This window comes from Micromonospora sp. WMMA1923, from assembly GCF_049179195.1.
GTDB classification, from domain to species: Bacteria; Actinomycetota; Actinomycetes; order Mycobacteriales; family Micromonosporaceae; genus Micromonospora; species Micromonospora yangpuensis.
On record NZ_JBMHLZ010000001.1, the window covers coordinates 2,840,007 to 2,858,268 of the forward strand.

The window sequence follows — 18,262 nt, forward strand, 5'->3', positions numbered from 1 at the left end:
GACATGGCGCTTCTCGACCTCCAGGGCCTGGAGATGGCCCCCGCCGACCGCACCGGCGACGGCAGCCGGGCCAGCCTGCTGCTCTGCGGCGACAGCTCGCTCTCCGTCACCACCTGCAACTGACCTCCGTTCCCCCGCACTTCTGCTCGACCTCTCGAAAGGACGTGACCACGATGGCGCTTCTCGACCTCCAGGGCATGGAGATGGCCCCCGCCGACCGCACCGGCGACGGCAGCAAGGCGAGCCTGCTGCTCTGCGGCGACAGCTCGCTCTCCGTCACCACCTGCAACTGACCTCTCGGCCCCAGCGCGGTGACCGTGACCTACCGATTCGAAAGGAGGTGACCAGAATGGCGCTCCTCGACCTCCAGGGCATGGAGATGGCCCCCGCCGACCGCACCGGCGACGGCAGCAAGGCGAGCCTGCTGCTCTGCGGCGACAGCTCCCTCTCCGTCACCACCTGCAACTGATCACGGCAGCACGGCGCCCCGGGCGGTGGACGCAACACCGCCCGGGGCCGCTGTGCGTGGGAGGACAGCATGGACGTACCCGCCGGAGCCGACCGGCTGCTGCGCTGGGCGGTACGCGCCGGCGGCGGCTGGACGTTCGGGCTGGCGGTGGTCGCCCTGGCCGGTGCGGTCGCCGAGTTGCTGCTGCCGCTCACCCTCGGCCGCGCCGTCGACGCCGCCCTGGGCGGCGACGGCGGCTGGTGGCCGGTGGCCGCCTGCGCCCTGGTGGCCCTCCTGATCGTCACCGACACCGTCGGCGACCTGGCCACCGGGTACGGGGCTGCGCGGGCCACCGAACGGGTCCGCGTCCGCCTGCTGCGCCACCTGTTCGCACTCGACGTCCGGCAGGTCCGCCGGTATCCGGTGGGTGACCTGGTGGGCCGGCTGGTGGCCCAGGCCGCCGACACCGGGCAGGCCGGCAACGCGGTGGTGCTGGGCGTCGTGTCGCTGCTGCCGCCGGTGGGCAGCGTGGTCGCGTTGACCCTGCTGGAGCCGGTGCTGGGGCTGACCCTGCTGGCCGGGCTCGCGGTGCTCGCGGTGCTGATGCGGGCCTTCGTCGCCGACGCCTCCGCCGCCGTCGGGGCGTACCAGCGGACCCTGGGCACGATCGCCGGGCGGCTGCTGGAGGCCAGCGGCGGCGCGCGTACCGTCGCCGCCGCGGCCACCACCGACCGGGAGGTCGACCGGGTGCTGACCACCCTGCCCGAGCTGGCCCGGCACGGCCGGCACGGCTGGCAGGCGCTGGCCCGGGCCAGCGCCCGGACCGCCGCCGTCGCGCCCCTGCTCAGCCTGGCCGTGATCGCCGTCGGCGGGTACGCCCTCAGCGCCGGCTGGCTCACCCCGGGGGAACTCGTCGCCGCCGTCCGGTACGCCGCCCTCGGCGCCGGCCTGGGCGCGGTGGTGGCCACGCTCAACCGGCTGGTCCGCAGCCGGGCCGGGGCCGGCCGGGTCGCCGAGCTGCTGGCCCGACCGGCCACCCCGGACGGAGACCGGCCGGTGCCGGCGGGTCGGGGTGCGTTGCGGCTGCACCGGGTGACCGTACGTGCCGACGACGGACGACCGATCCTCGACGGCGTCGAGCTGGACGTGCCGGCCGGCGCCACGCTGGCGGTGGTCGGGGCGTCCGGGGCCGGCAAGTCCACGCTCGCCGCGGTGGCCGGCCGGCTGTACGACCCCGACGAGGGCGAGGTGCTGCTGGACGGGGTGCCGTTGGCCGAGTGGGACCACGCCGCGCTGCGCACCGCGGTGGGCTACGCCTTCGAGCGGCCGGTGCTGGTCGGGGCGACCATCCACGAGGCGGTCGGCCTGGCGCTGCCGCCCGGATCCGCCGCCCCACCCGCCGGTTCCGCGCCGGCCGGCGCGGCGGTGCTGCGGGCGACCCGGGACGCCGCCATCGCCGACTGTGTCGCCCGGCTGCCCGACGGCTTCCGGACCCGCACCGAGGCCGCGCCGCTGTCCGGCGGCGAGGCACAGCGGTTGGGGTTGGCCCGGGCGCTGGCCGCCGGGCGGCTGCTCATCCTCGACGACGCGACGTCCAGCCTGGACACCGCCACCGAGCACCGCATCGCCCGCGCGGTGGCCGGACGGGCCGGTGACCGTACCCGCCTGATCGTCACCCACCGGGTCGCCACCGCGGCGGCGGCGGACCTGGTCGCCTGGCTCGACGCGGGCCGGCTACGGGCGGTCGGCCCGCACCGACGGCTCTGGGCCGACCCGGCCTACCGCGCGGTCTTCACCCCCACCGACCCGGTCGCGACACCGCGTGGCCCGGCGGATGCGACCGCGGCGACACCGGGCGGGCCTCCCGACCCACCCACCGGCCCGACGGCCGCTGCCGGCACCCCGGCGGGTACGCCGGCCGGGACCGGGGGGAAACGGTGAACGGCGCCCGGGTGGGTGCCGGGGTGGGCCGGGTCACCTGGCGGGCGCTGCGGGACCGACGGTCGGCGGTCGGCCGGCTGGCCGGCTGGTCGGTGCTGGAGTCGCTGCCGACCCTGCTGACCGGCTACCTGCTGGCCCGCGCGGTGGACCAGGGATTCCTCGCCGGACGGTTCGGTACCGGCCTGGCCTGGCTCGCGCTGCTCGCGACGGCCGTGCTGATCGCCGCGGCGGCCACCGGCCGGGTGTACCGGGGGCTCGGCGCGGTGGTGGAGCCGTTCCGCGACGACCTGGTGACCCGGGTGGTCACCGCGACCCTGCACGACGCCACCCGGGCCGCCGCACCGGCCACCGCCGACCCACCCGGCACGACGGTGATCCGGGAGCCGCGCAGCGCGGCGGTGATCCGGGAGCCACGCAGCGCGGCGGTGACCCGGCTGACCCACCAGGTGGAGCTGGTCCGGGACACCTTCGGCGGCCTGCTGATGGTGGTACGCGGCTTCCTGTTCTCCGGCACCGCGGCCCTGCTCGGGCTGCTCGCCCTGGCCCCGGTGGTGGCTGCCCTGGTGGCGGTGCCGCTGGTGGTGGGTCTGGCGGTGTTCGCGGCGGCGTTGCCCGCGATGGCCCGCCACCAGGGCGGGTACGTGCGCGCCGGTGAGACGCTCGGCGAGGCGGCGGCCACCGCCCTGGCCGGGCACCGCGACGTCTGGGCCTGTGGCGCGCAGGACCGGGTGGTCGCCGAGGTCGACCGGCGGGTACGCGCACAGGCCACCGCCGAGCGGACCGTGGCCCGGATGACCGCGGTCCGCAGCATCAGTCTCGGGCTCGGCGGTTGGCTGCCCCTGGCGGTGCTGCTCTTCGCCGCGCCGTGGCTGGTCCGCCAGGGGTTGACCCCCGGGGAGGTGCTCGGCGCGCTGGTCTACGTCAGCACCGGCCTGCAGCCGGCCCTGCACGCCCTGGTGCAGGGGGTGGGCGGCGGCGGGCTGCGGTACGTGGTGACGTTGGACCGGATCCTGCGCACCAGCGTCCCGCCCACCGGTCCGACCTGGACCGGTCCCCCGGTCGGCGGCACACCGACGATGGCCCCCGGGCGGGTCGGTACCGGCCCGGACACGCCGGTGGCCGGGCGGCTGTGCCGGGTCACCTTCCGGCACGGGCCCCGGGCTCGGGCCGTACTCTCGGATTTCTCCCTCACCCTGCCGGCCGGCGACCACCTGGCCGTGGTCGGCCCCAGCGGGGTCGGCAAGTCCACCCTGGCCGCCCTGCTGGCCGGCCTGGTCACCCCGGAGGCCGGCACGGTCGAACTGGCCGGACGCCCGGTGCGGGGCACCCCACCGGAGGTGCTGGCCGGGCGGCGGGTGCTGGTGCCGCAGGAGGCGTACGTCTTCACCGGCACGCTCGCCGACAACCTGTGCTACCTCCGACCGACGGTGGACGCGGCGGCGCTGTGGGCCGCGCTCGACGCCGTCGGCGCCGGGGCCTTGGCCGACCGGCTCGGTGGGCTGGCCGCCCCGGTCGACCCGGCGCGGCTCTCCGCCGGTGAGCGGCAGCTGATCGCCGCCGCCCGGGCCTGGCTGGCCCCCGCCGCACTGGTGATCCTCGACGAGGCCACCTGCCACCTGGACCCGGCCGCCGAGGCACGGGTGGAGGAGGCATTCGCCGCCCGCGACGGCACGCTGCTGGTGGTGGCGCACCGGATCAGCTCCGCGCTACGGGCCCACCGGGTGCTGGTCCTCGACGGTGGCACACCACAGCTGGGTGGGCACCGGGAACTGCTGGACCACTCGGCGACCTACCGGGAACTGGTCGGCTACTGGGACGATCAGGCGGTACTACCGGCGCGGTGAGCGACGACCTCGGTCGATCAGATCCAACCCGCCTCCTGGGCCACCCGGACCGCCTCCACCCGGGTCCGCGCCCGGCACCGGCGGGTGATCCGGCTCAGGTTGTTGCGGACCGTGCCCGGCGACAGCCGCAGGTTCACGGCGATCTCGGCGACCGGCGACCCGGCCGCGGTCAGCCGCAGGATCTCGGTCTCCCGGTCGGTCAGCGGGCTCGTCCCGTCCAGCGCGGCGACGACGAGGTTCGCGTCGACCACCGGCTCGCCCCGGGCCAGCCGACGGACCCCGTCGACCACGCTCTGCGGCGCCACGTCGGTGCCGAGGATGCCGACGGTACGTCCCTCGGCGAGCATGTCGCACAGGTCGCGGGCGCGCCGGGGCTCGGCGAGCACCAGCACCGGGCACCGCCCCACCGCCGCGCCGACGTCCCCGTCGAGCAGCGCCAGGTCGACCACGGCGACGTCGGGACGGTGCTCCCGCAGCACCGAGGAGACCCGGTCGCCCCGGTCGAGTTCGGCCACCACGCTGATGTCGTGCTGGGCGTCGAGAACGAGCGCCAGAGCGCCCCGCACCAGGGCACCGTCGAGCGCGAGCAGAGTACGTATCACGGCGGCCTTTCCTCTCGCACCGGTAGGGAGCGACACGTGCGCCACCCGGCGACCGTCGGTGACCATTGCAACACGACGGACCCCGGACCGCCCGTCGAGCAGTGCGCAATCTCGCGGAAGCCGGCTCGCCTTCCGCGACCGGACTGGGTCACAACCAGCCGTCGCGCTGCGCCCGGCGGATCGCCTCCAACCGGTTGCGGCTGCCGGTCTTGTGCAGGATCGCGGAGAGATGGTTGCGTACGGTGCCGTGCGCGAGAAAGAGGCGTCTTGCGGTCTCCTTCAGCGGCAGCCCCTCGGCGACGGTCCGCAGCACCTCCAACTCCCGCCTGGTCAGCGGGCAGGCTGTGGGTTTCAGGGCGGCCACCGCCGCGGTCGGGTCGATCACCCGCTCCCCGGCGGCCATCGACCGGACCATCCGGACCAGTTCGTCGACCGGTCCGTCCTTACCGAGGAAACCACGCACCCCGACGGCCACGGCGGCCCGCAGCACGCTGGGGTTCCACCGGCCGCACATGGCCAACACGGCGGTGCCCGGGGCGACCCGTTCGACCTCGCCGATCGCCTCGAAGGTCTCCGGTGGCGCGTCCGAGGGCAGGTCGACCACGACCACGTCCGGCCGTTCACGTCGGACGACGGTGGGCAGGTCGGCCACCGCGGCGGCCTCGGCGGCCACGTCGATGTCCGGCTGCCCGGACAACGCGGCGCAGAGCGCCCCACGTAACAGGCCCATGCTCTCCACCACGACCACCCGGATCGTCACACGCTCTCCGATCTTGGGAAGAGCCGGACGGTGGCCGGACGGGCGCAGCGCGGGCCGGCCTGATCCGCCCGGTCAGGAGCCCGCACATCGTAGGCACGTAACATCGGCGTAGCACAGAGTAAACAACCCGACAGTGAACTTCCGCCGGTCGATCCGCCGGTGCGGCCGGGCGGGCAGTGCGGTGCGGTGGGGCGGCGCAGCGGTGGGGCGGCGCGGGGCGCGGACCCGATCAGCGGAGGGTCCCCTCGTCGGCCCGGACACGACAGCGGCCGGGGCCGCCGACTGGTGTCGACGGCCCCGGCCTGGGTACTTCCGCGCCGAACCGGGTGCGGTTCGCCGGGGCGGGCTCAGCGTTGTTCGTCGGCCCCGTCCGGGCGCCGGGTCGACTCGCCGTCGGTGCCGCCGCCCTGCCGGGGGATGAACCGGGTCGCGTCCACATCGCTGCGCGGCAACACCCCGGTCGCCTCCGGGTCGTCGCGCCGGATGACCCCCGTGGCCTCCGGGTCGTCGCGCGGGATGACCGTGGTGGCCTCCGGGTCGTCGCGCCGGATCACGCCGGTCGCCTCCGGGTCGTCCTGCGGGATCACGCCGGTGGCGTCGGGGTCGTCGCGCCGCATGATGGTGGTGGCCGCCAGGTCGGGCCGGGGAATGACGGTCGTGGCCTCGGGGTCGTCGCGCCGGATCACGCCGGTGGCCTCCGGGTCATCCTGTGGGATCACACCGGTGGCGTCGGGGTCGAAGTCGCCCGGAGCAGCCGGGCCGGCCGCGGCGGCCCGAGCGGCCTCCTCGTCCCGCCGGGCCTGAGCGGCCTCCTCGTCCCGCCGAACCTGAGCCGCCTCCTCGTCCCGTCGGACCTGAGCCGCCTCCTCATCCCGCCGAGCCTGAGCCGCCTCCTCATCCCGCCGGGCCTGGTAGGCGCGGGCGTGCGAGACGATGGTGCGGGATTCCTGCTCGGCACGGCTGAGCCAGCCCTCCCACCGGTACTGCATCGGCCGGACCAGCCCGCCGCCGACACCCACCACCAGGATGCCGCCGACGGTGGCGAGCACCGCGATCAGTACCGGCGTGGTGACCGTGGTGGCGATGCCGATCTGGTTGAGCGCGGCGATGACGCCCAGGCCGAGGATGAACCAGGACGCCACGTTGGCCAACATCCGCCCGTAGGACAGACCGCCCAGGGCGCTGCTGATGATGTCCTTGACCGCGTTGGCGATGGCCGCCGCCACGACGATGATGACGATGGCCACGAAGGCACGGGGCAACCAGCCGATGATGCCGGCGATCAGGTCGGAGATGGGGTTGGGTCCCCAGATGCCGAAGGCCAGGTAGAGGGTGAGCAGCAGCACGCCGTAGTAGGCGAGCTTCGCGACGATGTCGCTGGCGTCGTACCTGGACCTGGCCAGTGCGGTGCGGATGCCGCCGCGTTCGACGGCCCGGTCGAAGCCCACCCGCTCCAGCACCTTGTCGACGATCTTCAGAACGGCCTTGGCGACCAGCCAGCCGGCGACCAGGATCGCCACGAAGGCCAGCGCCTTCGGCAGGAACAGCAGCACGGCACGGAACGCGTCACCCACGGCGTCGCCGACGTTGTCGGACATGAAAAGGGTCCCTCCACACGGTCGGGGCAGACAGTAGGGACCCCATCTTCCCCGAGCCGCAGATGGACAAACCCGGCGGGTCGTACCCGAAGCGGGTCCCGGCCTGCCGACGCGGGCCCCGCCGACCCCGGGGGACCTTCGGTGATCGGGTAGTGACACATCGGCACATCGGCCTGCATAATTGCCGCTGCCACGCGCCGGCACGCCGTCGGTCTCCGACGCGCCGACGCCGAGTCGAAGGGACCACTGCGTGAAGCGGGACCACTGCCCGATGCTGCCGGGCGACGGCACCACGGACTACGCGCGCTACATGCGTACCGACGCCCTGCTCGACCTGCAGCGACGGCCGGCGGAGATGCTGCACCGCGACGAGTTGCTCTTCCAGGTGGTGCACCAGTCCACCGAACTGTGGTTGAAGCTCGCCGTGGCCGAGCTGACCGAGGCACTCACCCGGCTCGACGCCGACCAGCCGGCGGCGGCCGAGGCCCTGCTGGTCCGGGCGACGCTGGGCGTCCGGCTGGTCACCGCGCAACTCGACATGCTGGAACACCTCCGCCCGGCCGACTTCCAGACGATGCAGCCCGCGCTGGGCAACGGCTCCGGTGCCGAGTCACCCGGCTGGCGAGGGCTCCAGGCGGTCAGCCGGCAGCTCGGCCGGTCCTTCGCCGCCCACCTCGCCGCCCGGCGCGTCACCCCGGCGGCCCTGCGCGAGGCGGATCCGACGGACCCCGCCCGCCGGCTGGCCGAGGCCATGTGGACGTGGGACGAGCAGGTGTCGCACTGGCGGGCCCGGCACTACCAGATCGCCCTGCGCATCGGTGGTCACGCCCCCGCCGGCACCCCGGGCAGCCCGGCGACGATGCTCGCCCGGCTGGTCGAACACCGGTTCTTCCCGGAGCTGTGGCCACCGCAGCCGAGCACGGTCGAGCGCGCCTCCCGGACGGATTGAGACAGCCGGAGTTCGACCCGCACCGTCCCGATCTGACTGGAATCCCGAGGTGCTCCACGTGCGCGATGTGACCCGCTGGCTGTCCGGCGCGGCCGAACCCGACAGTTTCCCCTACTCACCGGTGCTGCGGGAGTTCCACCGGGTGGGCAAGCACTTCGTCGCCCCGGACCTGCTCGCCCTGCTCGACCAGAGCCGGATCCGGGTGCGTCCGGCGGCGGACCGGCCCACGGGTGACGCCCGGCTGCTGTGCGACTTCCTGGACGTGGCACTGGACAAGTGGGACGGTCGGTACGACTACCGCAGCTACCTGGCCCTGCCGGTGCTCCGGCTGACGGGCCCGCCCCGACAGACCGACGACGCCGTCGAGCCGACCGACGCGCGCCGGGCCCGGGACCGGCTGCTCGTCGGCCTGGTCGCCGACGCGTTGGCGTTCGAGCTGGCCGCCGGGGTGGACACCGACCTCCTGGCCGAGCTGCGTCCGGGGCCGCAGGTGGTGGCCAAGCGCTGCCGCCTGGGCCTGCGGGCGGTCCGGCCGGCGCTGGGCCGGCTGGGCCTGACCACCACGACGGTCGCCGAACCGGCCGCGGCGGCGGCCGCCGCCGCGCTGCACGCCATGGTCACCGCCCTGGACGACCCGACCGACCGGCAGGCGTTGCGGCTGAGCATGCTGCCGGTCTACGTGTCGCACGACGAGTACCTGTTCATCCGGGTGCTCCAGGCGTACGAGTGTCTCTTCGTGGGGCTCGCCGCCGAGCTGCACGCGACCATCGCCGCGCTGGCCGCCGGGGCGGCCCGCACCGCCGCCGAGCGGCTGGCGTACGCCCGGGAGCTGCTCAGCACCGCCAGTCCGCTCTTCTCGTTGCTGGCCACCATGCAGCCGGCGGCCTTCCGCACGTTCCGCGCGTACACCGAGGGGGCCAGCGCCATCCAGTCCCGGTCCTACAAGCTGATGGAGTCGCTGTGCCGTACCCCCGACCGGTCGCGGCTGGACTCGGCCGCCTACCGGTCGGTGCCGGAGGTCCGCGACCGGGTACGCGCCGGGCAGCCCTCGGTCGACGAGGCGTACCGGGCGGCGGTACGCGGCGGTCGGCTCGACGCCGCGGAGCAGGCCCTGCTGGTCGGGCAGCTGCACGGCTTCTCCACCGCCGTGCTGCAGTGGCGGCGCACCCACCACGGGCTGGCCACCCGGATGCTCGGCCCCCGCCCCGGCACCGGCTACACCGAGGGCACGCCCTACCTGGCGGCCACCCGGGGCATCGCGGTCTTCACCGCCGTCGCCCCCGAGTCCGGCGCGCCGTCACCTACCGAACCGACTGGAGGCTGCCCCGCGTGAGCGCACCCGAACTGGCACCCGACATCGAGACGCCCCGGTGCCTGGACCCCGCCGCCCACACCGCGTTACGCGCCGAGTTTCCCCTGCTGGAGACCTGTGTCTACCTGAACAACAACTCGACCGGCGCGGTGCCCCGGGCGGCCGAGCGGGTGCTGACCGACTACTGGGACACCCTGCGTACCTGGCGGGACGACGTCTGGCAGGGCTGGCACGTCGGCCTCGACCGGTACGCCGACTCGGTGGCCGCCCTGATCGGCGCGCCGCCGGGCAGCGTCATCACCGACGCCAACCTGAGCACCCTGCTGGCCCGGGTGGCGTCCTGTTTCGACTACCGCCCGCCCCGCGACCGGGTCGTCACCACCGACCTGGAGTTCCCGACCGTGCCGTTCATCTTCGACGCGTTCCGCCGTTACGGCGCCCGGCCCGTGGTGGTCGGCTCCGGGGGGCCGGACTTCGACCTCGACGCCCTCGACGCCGGGATCGACGAGCGGACGTTGCTGGTCTGCGTGCCGCACGCCAGCTTCACCTCCGGCGCCACCATCGACCTGCCGCGCCTGGTCGACCGGGCCCACCAGGTGGGCGCGCTGGTGGTGGTGGACGCCTTCCAGACCGTGGGGACGGTGCCGCTGGACGTGACCGCGCTCGGCGTCGACGTGGTGCTCGGTGGGGCACACAAGTGGTTGTGCGGGGTGGGCACCGCCTTCCTGTACGTCCGCCCGGAGCTGGCGGCGACGCTGGAGCCGGCGGCCACCGGCTGGCAGGCCGGCGACCGGGCGTTGACCTTCCGCCGGTCGACCGGCTGGGCGGCCGACGCCCAGCGCTTCGCCGGCGGCACCCCGTACCCGCTGACCTCGCTGGTCTCCCAGGTCGGGCTGGACCTGCTGGCCGGCGTGGGCGTCCCGGCGATCCGACGGCACTCGCTGGCGCTGACCGGGCGGGTCCTGGAGCTGGCCGGGGCCGCCGGCATCGAGGTGGTCAGCCCGGTCGAACCGCACCGGCGGGGCGGGGTGGTGTGCCTGGACGTGCCCGACGGTGAGGCGGTCAAAAGGCGGCTGGCCGACCGGAACATGATCTGCAGCTGGCGGGGCTGGCTGCGGGTCGGACCGCACGTCTACAACACCCTCGACGAGGTCGAGGTCTTCATGGCCGCCCTGACCGAGGAACTCCGCCGCTGAGCGCAGACGCGCTGAAGGACGGCGGGAACCGGATCAACCCCTCGCCCGACCAACCAGGAGGAATCACGATCACGAGAAGGTAACCGATGAGCAGCAGCACCCGGCTCGGCCGACGCCGCGCCCTCCTCCTGGCCGGCACCCTGGTCCTGGCCGTCGCGGCCACCGGCTGCGGGTCCTCCGACACGACGACCACCGGCGGGCCCAGCCCGTCCGCCCCGCCCTCGGCCTCGACGCCGACGGACGCCGGGGCCGGGGTGCTGGAGATCCGCGACCCGTGGGTGAAGGCGGCCGACACCGGCATGACGGCGGCCTTCGCCACCCTGGCCAACACCGGGGACACCGACGTCACCCTGACCGGCGCCTCGACCGACGTCTCGGTGATGGAGGTACACGAGATGGCGATGCGGGACGGCAAGATGGTCATGAAGCCCAAGGAGGGCGGTGTGGTCATCAAGGCCGGCAGCAGCCACGTACTGCAGCCCGGCGGCGACCACCTGATGCTGATGGACCTGCGCGAGCCGGTCCCGGCCGGCGCCGAACTGGCCATCACCCTCACCTTCGCCGACGGCCGCAGCCAGCGGTTCACGGCCGTGTCGAAACCGTTCACCGGCGCGCAGGAGAGCTACTCCCCCGAGCACGGCGGGCCCAGCCCGATGCCGGGCGGCAGCGCGACGCCCGGGATGACCATGAGCCCGGCGTCGTGACCGGTGCCCCCGGCTCCCCCGCGGTGAGCAGACGTGGGCTGCTCGCCGCGGGGGCCCTCACCGCCGGTGGCGCGCTGGCCGGCGGCGCGGCGGTCGCCGTCGGCACCGGCCGACCGGACGCCCCGGCCACCCCGCCGGTGCCGGTGGCGGCCGTCGGTACGGCGGTCGAGCCGTTCCACGGTGCCCGCCAGGCCGGGATCGCCACCGAACCGCAGGCGCACGCGGCGTTCGTGGCGTTCACCCTGCGCCCGGCGACCGACCGGGCGGCACTGGGCCGGTTGCTGCGGCTGCTCAGCGACGACGCCGCGCGGCTGACCCAGGGCCGGCCGGCGCTGGCCGACACCGAGGCCGAACTCGGGCTGCTGCCGGCCCGACTCACCGTCACCTTCGGCTTCGGACCCGGCCTGTACCGGGCCGCCGGGCTGGACGACCGCCGACCGGCATCCGTGGTCGACCTGCCGTCGTTCCGCATCGACCGGCTCCAGCCGGCCTGGTCCGGTGGGGACCTGCTGCTGCAGATCTGCGCCGACGACCCGATCACCGTCGCCCACGCCCAACGCGTACTGGTCAAGGACTCCCGGCCGTTCGCCACCGTCCGGTGGGTGCAGCAGGGATTCCGCCGCAGCCCCGGCGTCGAGGCCGGCGGACACACCCAGCGCAACCTGTTCGGCCAGCTCGACGGGACCGCCAACCCGCAACCCGGCACCCCGCTGGACACCGCCGTCTGGATCCCCGACGGGCCGCCGTGGCTGCGCGACGGCAGCACCCTGGTCGTGCGGCGGATCCGGATGGACATGGAGACCTGGGACCTGCTCGGCCGCACCGACCGGGAACTGGCCGTCGGCCGTCGGCTGGACACCGGCGCACCGCTGACCGGCACCGCCGAACGCGACGAGCCCGACTTCGCCGCCACCGACGAGTCCGGGCTGACGGTGATCCCGGACTTCTCCCACCTCACCCGGGCCCACGTCACCGACGACCGGTTCCGGATCCTGCGCCGGCCCTACAACTACGACGGGGTACCGGCCGCCGACGGCAGCGCCGACAGCGGTCTGGTCTTCGCCGCCTACCAGGCCGACATCGAACGCCAGTTCCTGCCCATCCAACGTCGGCTCGCCGAGCGGGACCTGCTCAACGAGTGGACCACCCCGATCGGGTCGGCCGTCTTCGCCGTACCGCCCGGCTGCCCGGCCGGCGGCTGGATCGGAGAGCAGCTACTCGGATGAGAACCCGAATCGTGTTGGCGCTGTCGGGTGTCGTGGTGGTCCTGCTCGGCACGCCCACACCGGCGTGGGCGCACAACTCGCTGCGCGCGGCGACCCCGGCCCAGAACGCCACCCTGACCACCGCACCGACCCAGATCACCCTGGACTTCCAGCAGCGCATCGACCCCGCCTTCACCACCATCGTGGTCACCGACGCCAGCAGCCGCCGGATCGCGGCGACGGACCCGGTGGTCACCGGCGCGACCGGCACCGCCCGGCTGACCGAGACCCTGCCCAACGGCAGCTACCTGGTCGCGTACCGGGTGGTCTCGGCCGACGGCCATCCGGTCCAGGGCTCGTACCCGTTCACCGTCGCCGACCCCACCGCGCCGCAGGTCGCCCCGCCCACGCCCGCCCCGGCCGCCGCGGCCCCGGACGACCGCCGGCGGACCTGGCTCGCCGTGGCCGCCGGCACGCTCGCCACGCTTGCCGGGCTCGTCGTGGTGACGCTCATCGGCCGGCGGCGGCGCGCCCGTCCGGCCCGCTGAGCACCGGGTACGGGCCGAGCGGCGGGACAGGGCACCATGGGAGGCATGCGCCTGGTGTCGTTGCTCCCCTCCGCGACGGAGATCGTCCACGCCCTCGGCCTCGGCGACGACCTCGTCGGGGTCACCTTCGAGTGTGACCACCCGCCGACCGCCCGCACCGACGCCACCGTGGTCGTCGGCGGCCGGGACACCCGGGGCATGAGCCCCGCCGAGATCGACGACTACGTACGCGCGCAGCTGGCCGCCGGTGGGGACCTCTACACCCTGCACGCCGACGCGTTGTCCGGGCTCGCGCCCGACCTGATCCTCACCCAGGACCTGTGCCGGGTCTGCGCCCTGCCGTCCGGGCACGTCTCCGACGCCCTCGACCATCTCGGCTGCCGCGCCGACGTGCTGTCGTTGGACCCGTACTCGCTGGACGAGGTCCTGGCGACCATCATGGAGGTCGGCGAGCGCACCGGCGTACCGGAACGGGCCGGCGCGCTCGTGGCCGACCTGCGGGGACGACTCGCGGCGGTGGCCGCAGCGGTCGCCGGGCGACCACGACCCCGCGTCGCGGTGGTCGAATGGGTCGACCCGCCCTTCCCCGCCGGACACTGGGTGCCCGACCTGGTACGCGCCGCCGGCGGGGAACCGGTGGCCGCCCGCCCCGGCAGCCGGACGGCCCGGACCACCTGGACGGAGTTCGTCGAGGCGGCCCCCGACGTGGTGCTGGTCTCCCCCTGCGGCTTCCATCTGCCGGGCGCGGTCGAACAGGCCCGGCTGGTCGCCGAGCGGCTCCCCGACGCGGCGATCTGGGCGATCGACGGGGACGGCCTCGTGGTACGCCCCGGCCCCCGACTCGTCGACGGCGTCGAGGCGATCGCGGCGATCCTGCACCCGGACGCGGTACCGGCCGCCCCCGCCGGGACGGTCGCCCGGGTGGCCTGACCGGCAACCCCCACCACCGGTACGCAGAGCGACCGGTTGGTACCGTCACCGTGGCGCGGCATCGCTGTCGGTGGCGATCCTGACGGGTGACGCTGGTGTGATTGCCGGCCTCGTGTGGTCGGTGCCGGTCGCGGCCGGTGGGGTCCCCTGGGAGGGTCGGCATGTGGTCCGACGAGGCCGCGCTGGACGCGGCGGCGCGACGGCTCGACGACTGGGAGGCCGGCTTCGCCGACCGGGCGCAGCGGGCCCGGTCCCTGGCGGCGCGCATGCGCAAGCTGACCGGCACCGCGCAGAGTCCCGACCGCAGCATCACGGCCACCGTCGACTCGTCCGGCCGGCTCCTGGACCTGCGGCTGGACGAGAGCACCCGGCAGCACTCCGCCGCGCACACCGCCCGGCAGGTCCTGGCCACCACCCGGGCCGCCCACGCCGACCTGCTCCGGCAGGTCACCGACGCGACCCGGGACACCCTCGGCGACGACCCGGCCGGGCAGGCTGTCATCGACGCGTACCGGCCCGGTCCGGGTGGCACCGGTGCGTGACCCCCTCCAGGTCCGCCCCGGAGACCTGACCGCACACGCCGGGCACCTCGACCGCACCGCCGCCAGCCTCGACACCGCCCGCGCCGCCGGCCAGCACGTCCGGCTCGGCTCCGAGGCGTACGGGCAGCTCTGCGCGATTATGCCGGTGCTGCTCGACGGCGTGCAGCGGACCCTCGTGGACGGCATCGGCACGGCAGCCGCCTCCGTCCGCGACACTGCCGGACGCGTGCGTACCAGCGCCGATGGCTACCGCGCCACCGACGCCCGCGCCGAACAGCTGCTCGACCGGGTCCAACCCGCCGGTCAGCCCGACCCGGTCCGCGCATTCACGCAGCAGGATCGCGCCCGCGTGACCGACCACGCCCTTCCCGCCCGAGCAAATCCCGTCTGACGGACCGCCCACTCGAGATCGCGCCGCTGCCGTGGAAAGCCGCGGAGATCATGCGCCGAGTCGGGTCCACCACTGGTGTTGTCCCCAATTGGACTGCCCGGTGTAGACCGCGCCGTCGAAGTTGCTGTCCAGGATCAGGCCCGTCGCCCGGTTGCCCCAGAGGTACGAGGTGATCCCGTGATCACTGCCGATCATGTCCCAGATCTGGTGGTTGCCTCCGTTGCACGGCAGGGCGTACACGGCGCCGTTGAAATTGCTGTCCAGGCACCAGCCGGAGGCCCGGTTCACGAAGGTGTACCCCCCGTTCACCACGTTGAGGATCCAGTGCTGATTGTGGACGTTCGAGTAGCAGGGAAGCGTGTAGACCGAGTTGCCAGAGCTGTCTAGGCATCGCTTCGTGGCGTAGTTGCGCAGGGCCGTGGTGTCGGCGGCCAGTGCCGGCTGGGCGGCGACCACGAGACCGGACGCCACCAGGCCGATGGTCATGGTGACGCGGAGCAGGCTGCGGGTGAGCAGGTTCTTCACAGTACCTCCGATGCGAGTGCTTGACGTGAAGGTACGGTGGCGCCATTCGGCTCCGCGTCGGCGAAAACTACGTACGTGGGTGCCACGCAAAGTTAGGTGAACGGCCCTCTCAGCCCCCTCGACGGACATCACGATGTCGTCGTGCACGGGACCGACAACGGACTGCGCTGCCGCGTAGGCTCGTCATGAAGGGGAACGGTGCGCGAAGGTACCGGGTGGGGGGGGCTCGTGAAGGTCGTCATTCCCGGTGGCACCGGGCAGGTCGGTTCGATCCTGGACCGGGCGTTGACGGAGGCGGGCCATGACGTGGTCCTCCTGACCCGTTCGCCCCGGGGCGAGCGTCAGGTTTACTGGGACGGTGCCACGCTCGGCGACTGGGCCGAGCAGATCAACGGCAGCGACGTGGTCGTCAATCTGGCGGGCCGCAGTGTGAGCTGCCGGTACACCGCGGAGAACCTCGACGCCATGATGCGCTCGCGGGTGGAGTCGACGCGGGTCGTCGGCGAGGCCATCGCCCGGGCGGCCCGTCCGCCCCGGGTGTGGCTGCAGATGAGCACCGCGACGATCTACGCCCACCGCCTCGACGCGGCCAACGACGAGGACAGCGGTCTGATCGGCGGCAGTGAGCACGGGGTGCCCGGGTACTGGGCGTACAGCGTCGAGATCGCGCGGAACTGGGAAGCGGAGCAGGAGCGGGCGGAGACCCCGTACACCCGGAAGGTCGCCCTGCGGTCGGCCATGGTGATGAGCCCCGACCGCGGTGGGGTGTTCGACGTGTTGAGCTGGCTCGCGCGGCTCGGGCTCGGCGGACCGGTAGCCGGTGGCCGCCAGTACGTCTCGTGGATCCACGATCTGGACTTCGTCCGGGCTGTCCGGTTCCTGATCGCACGCGACGATCTCACCGGCCCCGTCAACCTGGCCGCTCCGGGTCCGGTGCCGCACCGGGAGTTCATCCGGGAACTGCGGGCGGCCTGGCGGATGCCCGTCGGTCTGCCGGCCACCAGATGGATGGCCGAGGTCGGTGCGTTCGCGATCCGGTCAGACACCGAACTGCTGCTGAAGAGCCGGCGGGTCGTCCCTCGCCGACTCTCGGAGGCCGGGTTCACGTTCGACCATCCGCGGTGGCGGGCCGCCGCCCTGGACCTGGTGTCGCGGCGTCGCCGAGGTTAGGAGCCGACCTCAGCTCGACAGGCCGACGGGCCGGGTCGGTCGATGCTGGAGGCGGGCCAGGCGCATCGACGGTAACGGTCACGAGCGGCGGTTGAGGCGGAAGGGGCGGCGGACGGCGACGAACTCGTTGAGGTCGGTGGCCTCGGCGCTCTGCCGACGGGGCAGGTCGGTGGGGATGTCCGGCCGGGCCTCGTCGGCACCCTCCGGGCCGGCCCGGCCCATCCGGCGCAGCCCGAACTGCCGCCGCAACTGCACGGTCCGGTGGTCGTTCGGGCCGAAGACCTTGGTGTGGTCGTCGATCAGCCCGGCCAGTTCCTCGCTCATCTGGTCGGTGAGTCCGAGCAGGGCGTGGCAGGTCGCCACCCTCGACCGGTAGGTCAGGGCCCGCTCGGAGAGCGGGCCGTGGCGGTTGGCGACGTCGTCGGCGAGTAGCCGGTAGACCGCTGCGGCCTGCCGGTAGTCGCCGTCGGCGAAGAAGGCGTCGGCCTGCTCCGAGCGCAGGGTCAGCACGTGGCCCTCGGTGAAGGCGCCGACGGTGACCGGGCGCGGCCCGGCGGCGAGCATCCTGCTCAGGGCGCGGGCGTAGAGGCGTACCCCGTTGGGGGTGGTCGGTGATTCGACCACGCCGGGGATGGGCGCGAGGTCGGTCACGTACGCCAGCAGCAGCTGGTGGACCACGTCGGCGTCGGCGAGCCGTTCCTCGGGGCGTTTGCGCAGCATCTCCAGGACCAGGGCCTCCAACCCGACCGGCACCTCCGGCCGGGCCTGGCGCAGCGGTGGGGGCTCGTCGCGGACCTGCCGGTTCATCACCTCGAAGGGGGTGGCGCCGGCAAAGGGGCGCCGGCCGGTGAGCAGCTCGTGGATGGTGCAGCCGAGCGCGTAGATGTCACTGGCCGGGCCGCTGACGTTCGACTCGATCCGCTCGGGGGCCATGTACTCCGGTGTGCCCATCATGAGCCCGGTCACGGTGATCAGCGACGAGTTGCTGAGCGCCGGCGCGACGGCGAGCCCGAAGTCGAGCACCTTGACCGTGCCCTCGGGCTCCAGCATCAGGTTGCCCGGCTTGAGGTCGCGGTGGATGAGCGAGGCCCGGTGTGCCGCGGAGAGCACCGCGCAGACCTGGGCGGCCACCGCAGCCACCCAGCCGATCGGCAGGCGCCCCTCCTCGACCAGGAGGGTGCGCAGGCTGACCCCCCGGATGCGCTGCATGACCAGGTACGGCCGTCCCTTGTGGGTGCCCACGTCGTAGACGGCCGGCACGCCTGGATGTTCCAGGTGGGCGGTGATCCGCGACTCGCGGACGAAGCGCCGGGTGTAGTCGTTCTCGGCCGCCTGGTCACCGGCGGGAAACCGGATGAACTTGACCACCACCTGCCGGTCGAGCCGGATGTCCCGGCCGAACCAGACCTCCCCCATGGCTCCCTGTTCGGAGGGCCGCTGCAGTAACTCGTAGCGGCCGTTGACAAGTGTTCTCCGCCCCACAGCCGCTCCAGTCACCTGTTTCGATCGGTACCCGAAGGCTAACGAAACCGAAGTCCACTGTAGTCAGCGACACTACGCAGTGCTATCGAACGGTGCACCCTGGTGACGCCCGGGG

Annotated in this window: 20 protein-coding genes and 1 pseudogene; 15 read left to right on the forward strand and 6 right to left on the reverse strand. The window is 74.0% G+C overall.

Annotated features, from left to right (window positions below; all coding sequences use genetic code 11):
- The first annotated feature begins 3 nt into the window (after positions 1 to 3).
- From ACN28G_RS12825 to ACN28G_RS12845, 5 genes are all read left to right on the forward strand, one after another.
- Positions 4 to 123, forward strand: a complete 120-nt coding sequence (locus ACN28G_RS12825) for a SapB/AmfS family lanthipeptide (protein WP_091439120.1) — start codon at positions 4 to 6, stop codon at positions 121 to 123.
- 50 nt (positions 124 to 173) lie between these two features.
- Positions 174 to 293 (forward strand): SapB/AmfS family lanthipeptide, encoded by a 120-nt coding sequence (locus ACN28G_RS12830; protein ID WP_091439122.1) that lies wholly within the window; start codon positions 174 to 176, stop codon positions 291 to 293.
- Positions 294 to 349: 56 nt separating this feature from the next.
- Positions 350 to 469 carry a SapB/AmfS family lanthipeptide gene (locus ACN28G_RS12835; RefSeq protein WP_091439122.1) on the forward strand — a complete coding sequence of 40 codons (120 nt, stop codon included), beginning with the start codon at positions 350 to 352 and terminating at the stop codon, positions 467 to 469.
- Between the two features lie 69 nt (positions 470 to 538).
- Positions 539 to 2,389, forward strand: coding sequence for an ABC transporter ATP-binding protein (locus ACN28G_RS12840; RefSeq protein ID WP_421479190.1), 1,851 nt, complete (start codon positions 539 to 541; stop codon positions 2,387 to 2,389).
- Positions 2,386 to 4,233: an ATP-binding cassette domain-containing protein gene (locus ACN28G_RS12845; protein ID WP_421479191.1), complete on the forward strand. Its 1,848-nt coding sequence runs from the start codon at positions 2,386 to 2,388 to the stop codon at positions 4,231 to 4,233. The genes ACN28G_RS12840 and ACN28G_RS12845 overlap by 4 nt, the downstream gene beginning before the upstream one ends.
- A gap of 17 nt (positions 4,234 to 4,250) precedes the next feature.
- Here the strand turns inward: ACN28G_RS12845 and ACN28G_RS12850 are convergent, their stop codons facing one another.
- The 4 genes and pseudogenes from ACN28G_RS12850 to ACN28G_RS12865 all read right to left on the reverse strand — a co-directional run bounded on the left by ACN28G_RS12850 (position 4,251) and on the right by ACN28G_RS12865 (position 7,193).
- Positions 4,251 to 4,835 carry a response regulator transcription factor gene (locus ACN28G_RS12850; protein ID WP_091446584.1) on the reverse strand — a complete coding sequence of 195 codons (585 nt, stop codon included), beginning with the start codon at positions 4,833 to 4,835 and terminating at the stop codon, positions 4,251 to 4,253.
- A gap of 148 nt (positions 4,836 to 4,983) precedes the next feature.
- A complete protein-coding gene (locus ACN28G_RS12855) occupies positions 4,984 to 5,595 on the reverse strand; it encodes a response regulator transcription factor (RefSeq protein WP_091439130.1) in 612 nt (203 codons plus the stop codon).
- Between the two features lie 347 nt (positions 5,596 to 5,942).
- Positions 5,943 to 6,314 carry a hypothetical protein gene (locus ACN28G_RS12860; protein ID WP_421479192.1) on the reverse strand — a complete coding sequence of 124 codons (372 nt, stop codon included), beginning with the start codon at positions 6,312 to 6,314 and terminating at the stop codon, positions 5,943 to 5,945.
- Positions 6,298 to 7,193: pseudogene (locus ACN28G_RS12865) on the reverse strand (mechanosensitive ion channel family protein). The gene ACN28G_RS12860 and the pseudogene ACN28G_RS12865 overlap by 17 nt, the downstream one beginning before the upstream one ends.
- Before the next feature lie 250 nt (positions 7,194 to 7,443).
- Between ACN28G_RS12865 and ACN28G_RS12870 the strand changes: the two are divergent.
- The 9 genes from ACN28G_RS12870 to ACN28G_RS12910 all read left to right on the forward strand — a co-directional run bounded on the left by ACN28G_RS12870 (position 7,444) and on the right by ACN28G_RS12910 (position 14,970).
- Entirely contained in the window at positions 7,444 to 8,142 is a 699-nt protein-coding gene (locus ACN28G_RS12870; protein ID WP_091439138.1) for a tryptophan 2,3-dioxygenase family protein, read from the forward strand.
- 58 nt (positions 8,143 to 8,200) lie between these two features.
- Positions 8,201 to 9,475 (forward strand): tryptophan 2,3-dioxygenase family protein, encoded by a 1,275-nt coding sequence (locus tag ACN28G_RS12875; RefSeq protein WP_229688583.1) that lies wholly within the window; start codon positions 8,201 to 8,203, stop codon positions 9,473 to 9,475.
- Positions 9,472 to 10,650, forward strand: a complete 1,179-nt coding sequence (locus ACN28G_RS12880; RefSeq protein ID WP_421479193.1) for an aminotransferase class V-fold PLP-dependent enzyme — start codon at positions 9,472 to 9,474, stop codon at positions 10,648 to 10,650. The genes ACN28G_RS12875 and ACN28G_RS12880 overlap by 4 nt, the downstream gene beginning before the upstream one ends.
- 86 nt (positions 10,651 to 10,736) lie before the next feature.
- The gene (locus tag ACN28G_RS12885) at positions 10,737 to 11,354 is read left to right on the forward strand and encodes a copper chaperone PCu(A)C (RefSeq protein ID WP_091439144.1); all 618 of its coding nucleotides are present in this window, start codon (positions 10,737 to 10,739) and stop codon (positions 11,352 to 11,354) included.
- Complete coding sequence (locus tag ACN28G_RS12890) at positions 11,351 to 12,580, forward strand: Dyp-type peroxidase (protein WP_091439147.1); 1,230 nt, start codon at positions 11,351 to 11,353, stop codon at positions 12,578 to 12,580. The genes ACN28G_RS12885 and ACN28G_RS12890 overlap by 4 nt, the downstream gene beginning before the upstream one ends.
- Entirely contained in the window at positions 12,577 to 13,107 is a 531-nt protein-coding gene (locus ACN28G_RS12895; protein WP_421479194.1) for a copper resistance CopC family protein, read from the forward strand. Before ACN28G_RS12890 ends, ACN28G_RS12895 begins: the two co-directional genes overlap by 4 nt.
- Positions 13,108 to 13,152: 45 nt before the next feature.
- On the forward strand, positions 13,153 to 14,037 hold the full coding sequence (locus ACN28G_RS12900) for an ABC transporter substrate-binding protein (RefSeq protein ID WP_421479195.1): 885 nt from the start codon (positions 13,153 to 13,155) through the stop codon (positions 14,035 to 14,037).
- A 161-nt stretch (positions 14,038 to 14,198) separates the two neighbouring features.
- On the forward strand, positions 14,199 to 14,579 hold the full coding sequence (locus ACN28G_RS12905) for a YbaB/EbfC family nucleoid-associated protein (RefSeq protein ID WP_421479196.1): 381 nt from the start codon (positions 14,199 to 14,201) through the stop codon (positions 14,577 to 14,579).
- Positions 14,572 to 14,970, forward strand: coding sequence for a type VII secretion target (locus tag ACN28G_RS12910; RefSeq protein ID WP_421479197.1), 399 nt, complete (start codon positions 14,572 to 14,574; stop codon positions 14,968 to 14,970). Before ACN28G_RS12905 ends, ACN28G_RS12910 begins: the two co-directional genes overlap by 8 nt.
- A gap of 48 nt (positions 14,971 to 15,018) precedes the next feature.
- On the opposite strand, the gene ACN28G_RS12915 is transcribed toward ACN28G_RS12910, so the two are convergent.
- Positions 15,019 to 15,495 carry an RICIN domain-containing protein gene (locus ACN28G_RS12915; protein WP_175440567.1) on the reverse strand — a complete coding sequence of 159 codons (477 nt, stop codon included), beginning with the start codon at positions 15,493 to 15,495 and terminating at the stop codon, positions 15,019 to 15,021.
- Positions 15,496 to 15,723: 228 nt separating this feature from the next.
- On the opposite strand from ACN28G_RS12915, the gene ACN28G_RS12920 reads away from it, so the two are divergent.
- On the forward strand, positions 15,724 to 16,665 hold the full coding sequence (locus ACN28G_RS12920) for a TIGR01777 family oxidoreductase (RefSeq protein WP_091439167.1): 942 nt from the start codon (positions 15,724 to 15,726) through the stop codon (positions 16,663 to 16,665).
- A 78-nt stretch (positions 16,666 to 16,743) separates the two neighbouring features.
- Here ACN28G_RS12920 and ACN28G_RS12925 read toward each other — a convergent pair whose 3' ends face one another.
- The gene (locus ACN28G_RS12925) at positions 16,744 to 18,081 is read right to left on the reverse strand and encodes a serine/threonine-protein kinase (protein ID WP_091439170.1); all 1,338 of its coding nucleotides are present in this window, start codon (positions 18,079 to 18,081) and stop codon (positions 16,744 to 16,746) included.
- Between the last annotated feature and the right edge of the window lie 181 nt (positions 18,082 to 18,262).

Coding starts and splice junctions, on each gene's coding strand:
- ACN28G_RS12825 (WP_091439120.1), top strand. CDS start 4: ATGGCGCTTCTCGACCTCCAGGGCCTGGAGATGGCCCCCGCCGACCGC.
- ACN28G_RS12830 (WP_091439122.1), top strand. CDS start 174: ATGGCGCTTCTCGACCTCCAGGGCATGGAGATGGCCCCCGCCGACCGC.
- ACN28G_RS12835 (WP_091439122.1), top strand. CDS start 350: ATGGCGCTCCTCGACCTCCAGGGCATGGAGATGGCCCCCGCCGACCGC.
- ACN28G_RS12840 (WP_421479190.1), top strand. CDS start 539: ATGGACGTACCCGCCGGAGCCGACCGGCTGCTGCGCTGGGCGGTACGC.
- ACN28G_RS12885 (WP_091439144.1), top strand. CDS start 10,737: ATGAGCAGCAGCACCCGGCTCGGCCGACGCCGCGCCCTCCTCCTGGCC.
- ACN28G_RS12895 (WP_421479194.1), top strand. CDS start 12,577: ATGAGAACCCGAATCGTGTTGGCGCTGTCGGGTGTCGTGGTGGTCCTG.
- ACN28G_RS12900 (WP_421479195.1), top strand. CDS start 13,153: ATGCGCCTGGTGTCGTTGCTCCCCTCCGCGACGGAGATCGTCCACGCC.
- ACN28G_RS12905 (WP_421479196.1), top strand. CDS start 14,199: ATGTGGTCCGACGAGGCCGCGCTGGACGCGGCGGCGCGACGGCTCGAC.
- ACN28G_RS12925 (WP_091439170.1), bottom strand. CDS start 18,081: ATGGGGGAGGTCTGGTTCGGCCGGGACATCCGGCTCGACCGGCAGGTG.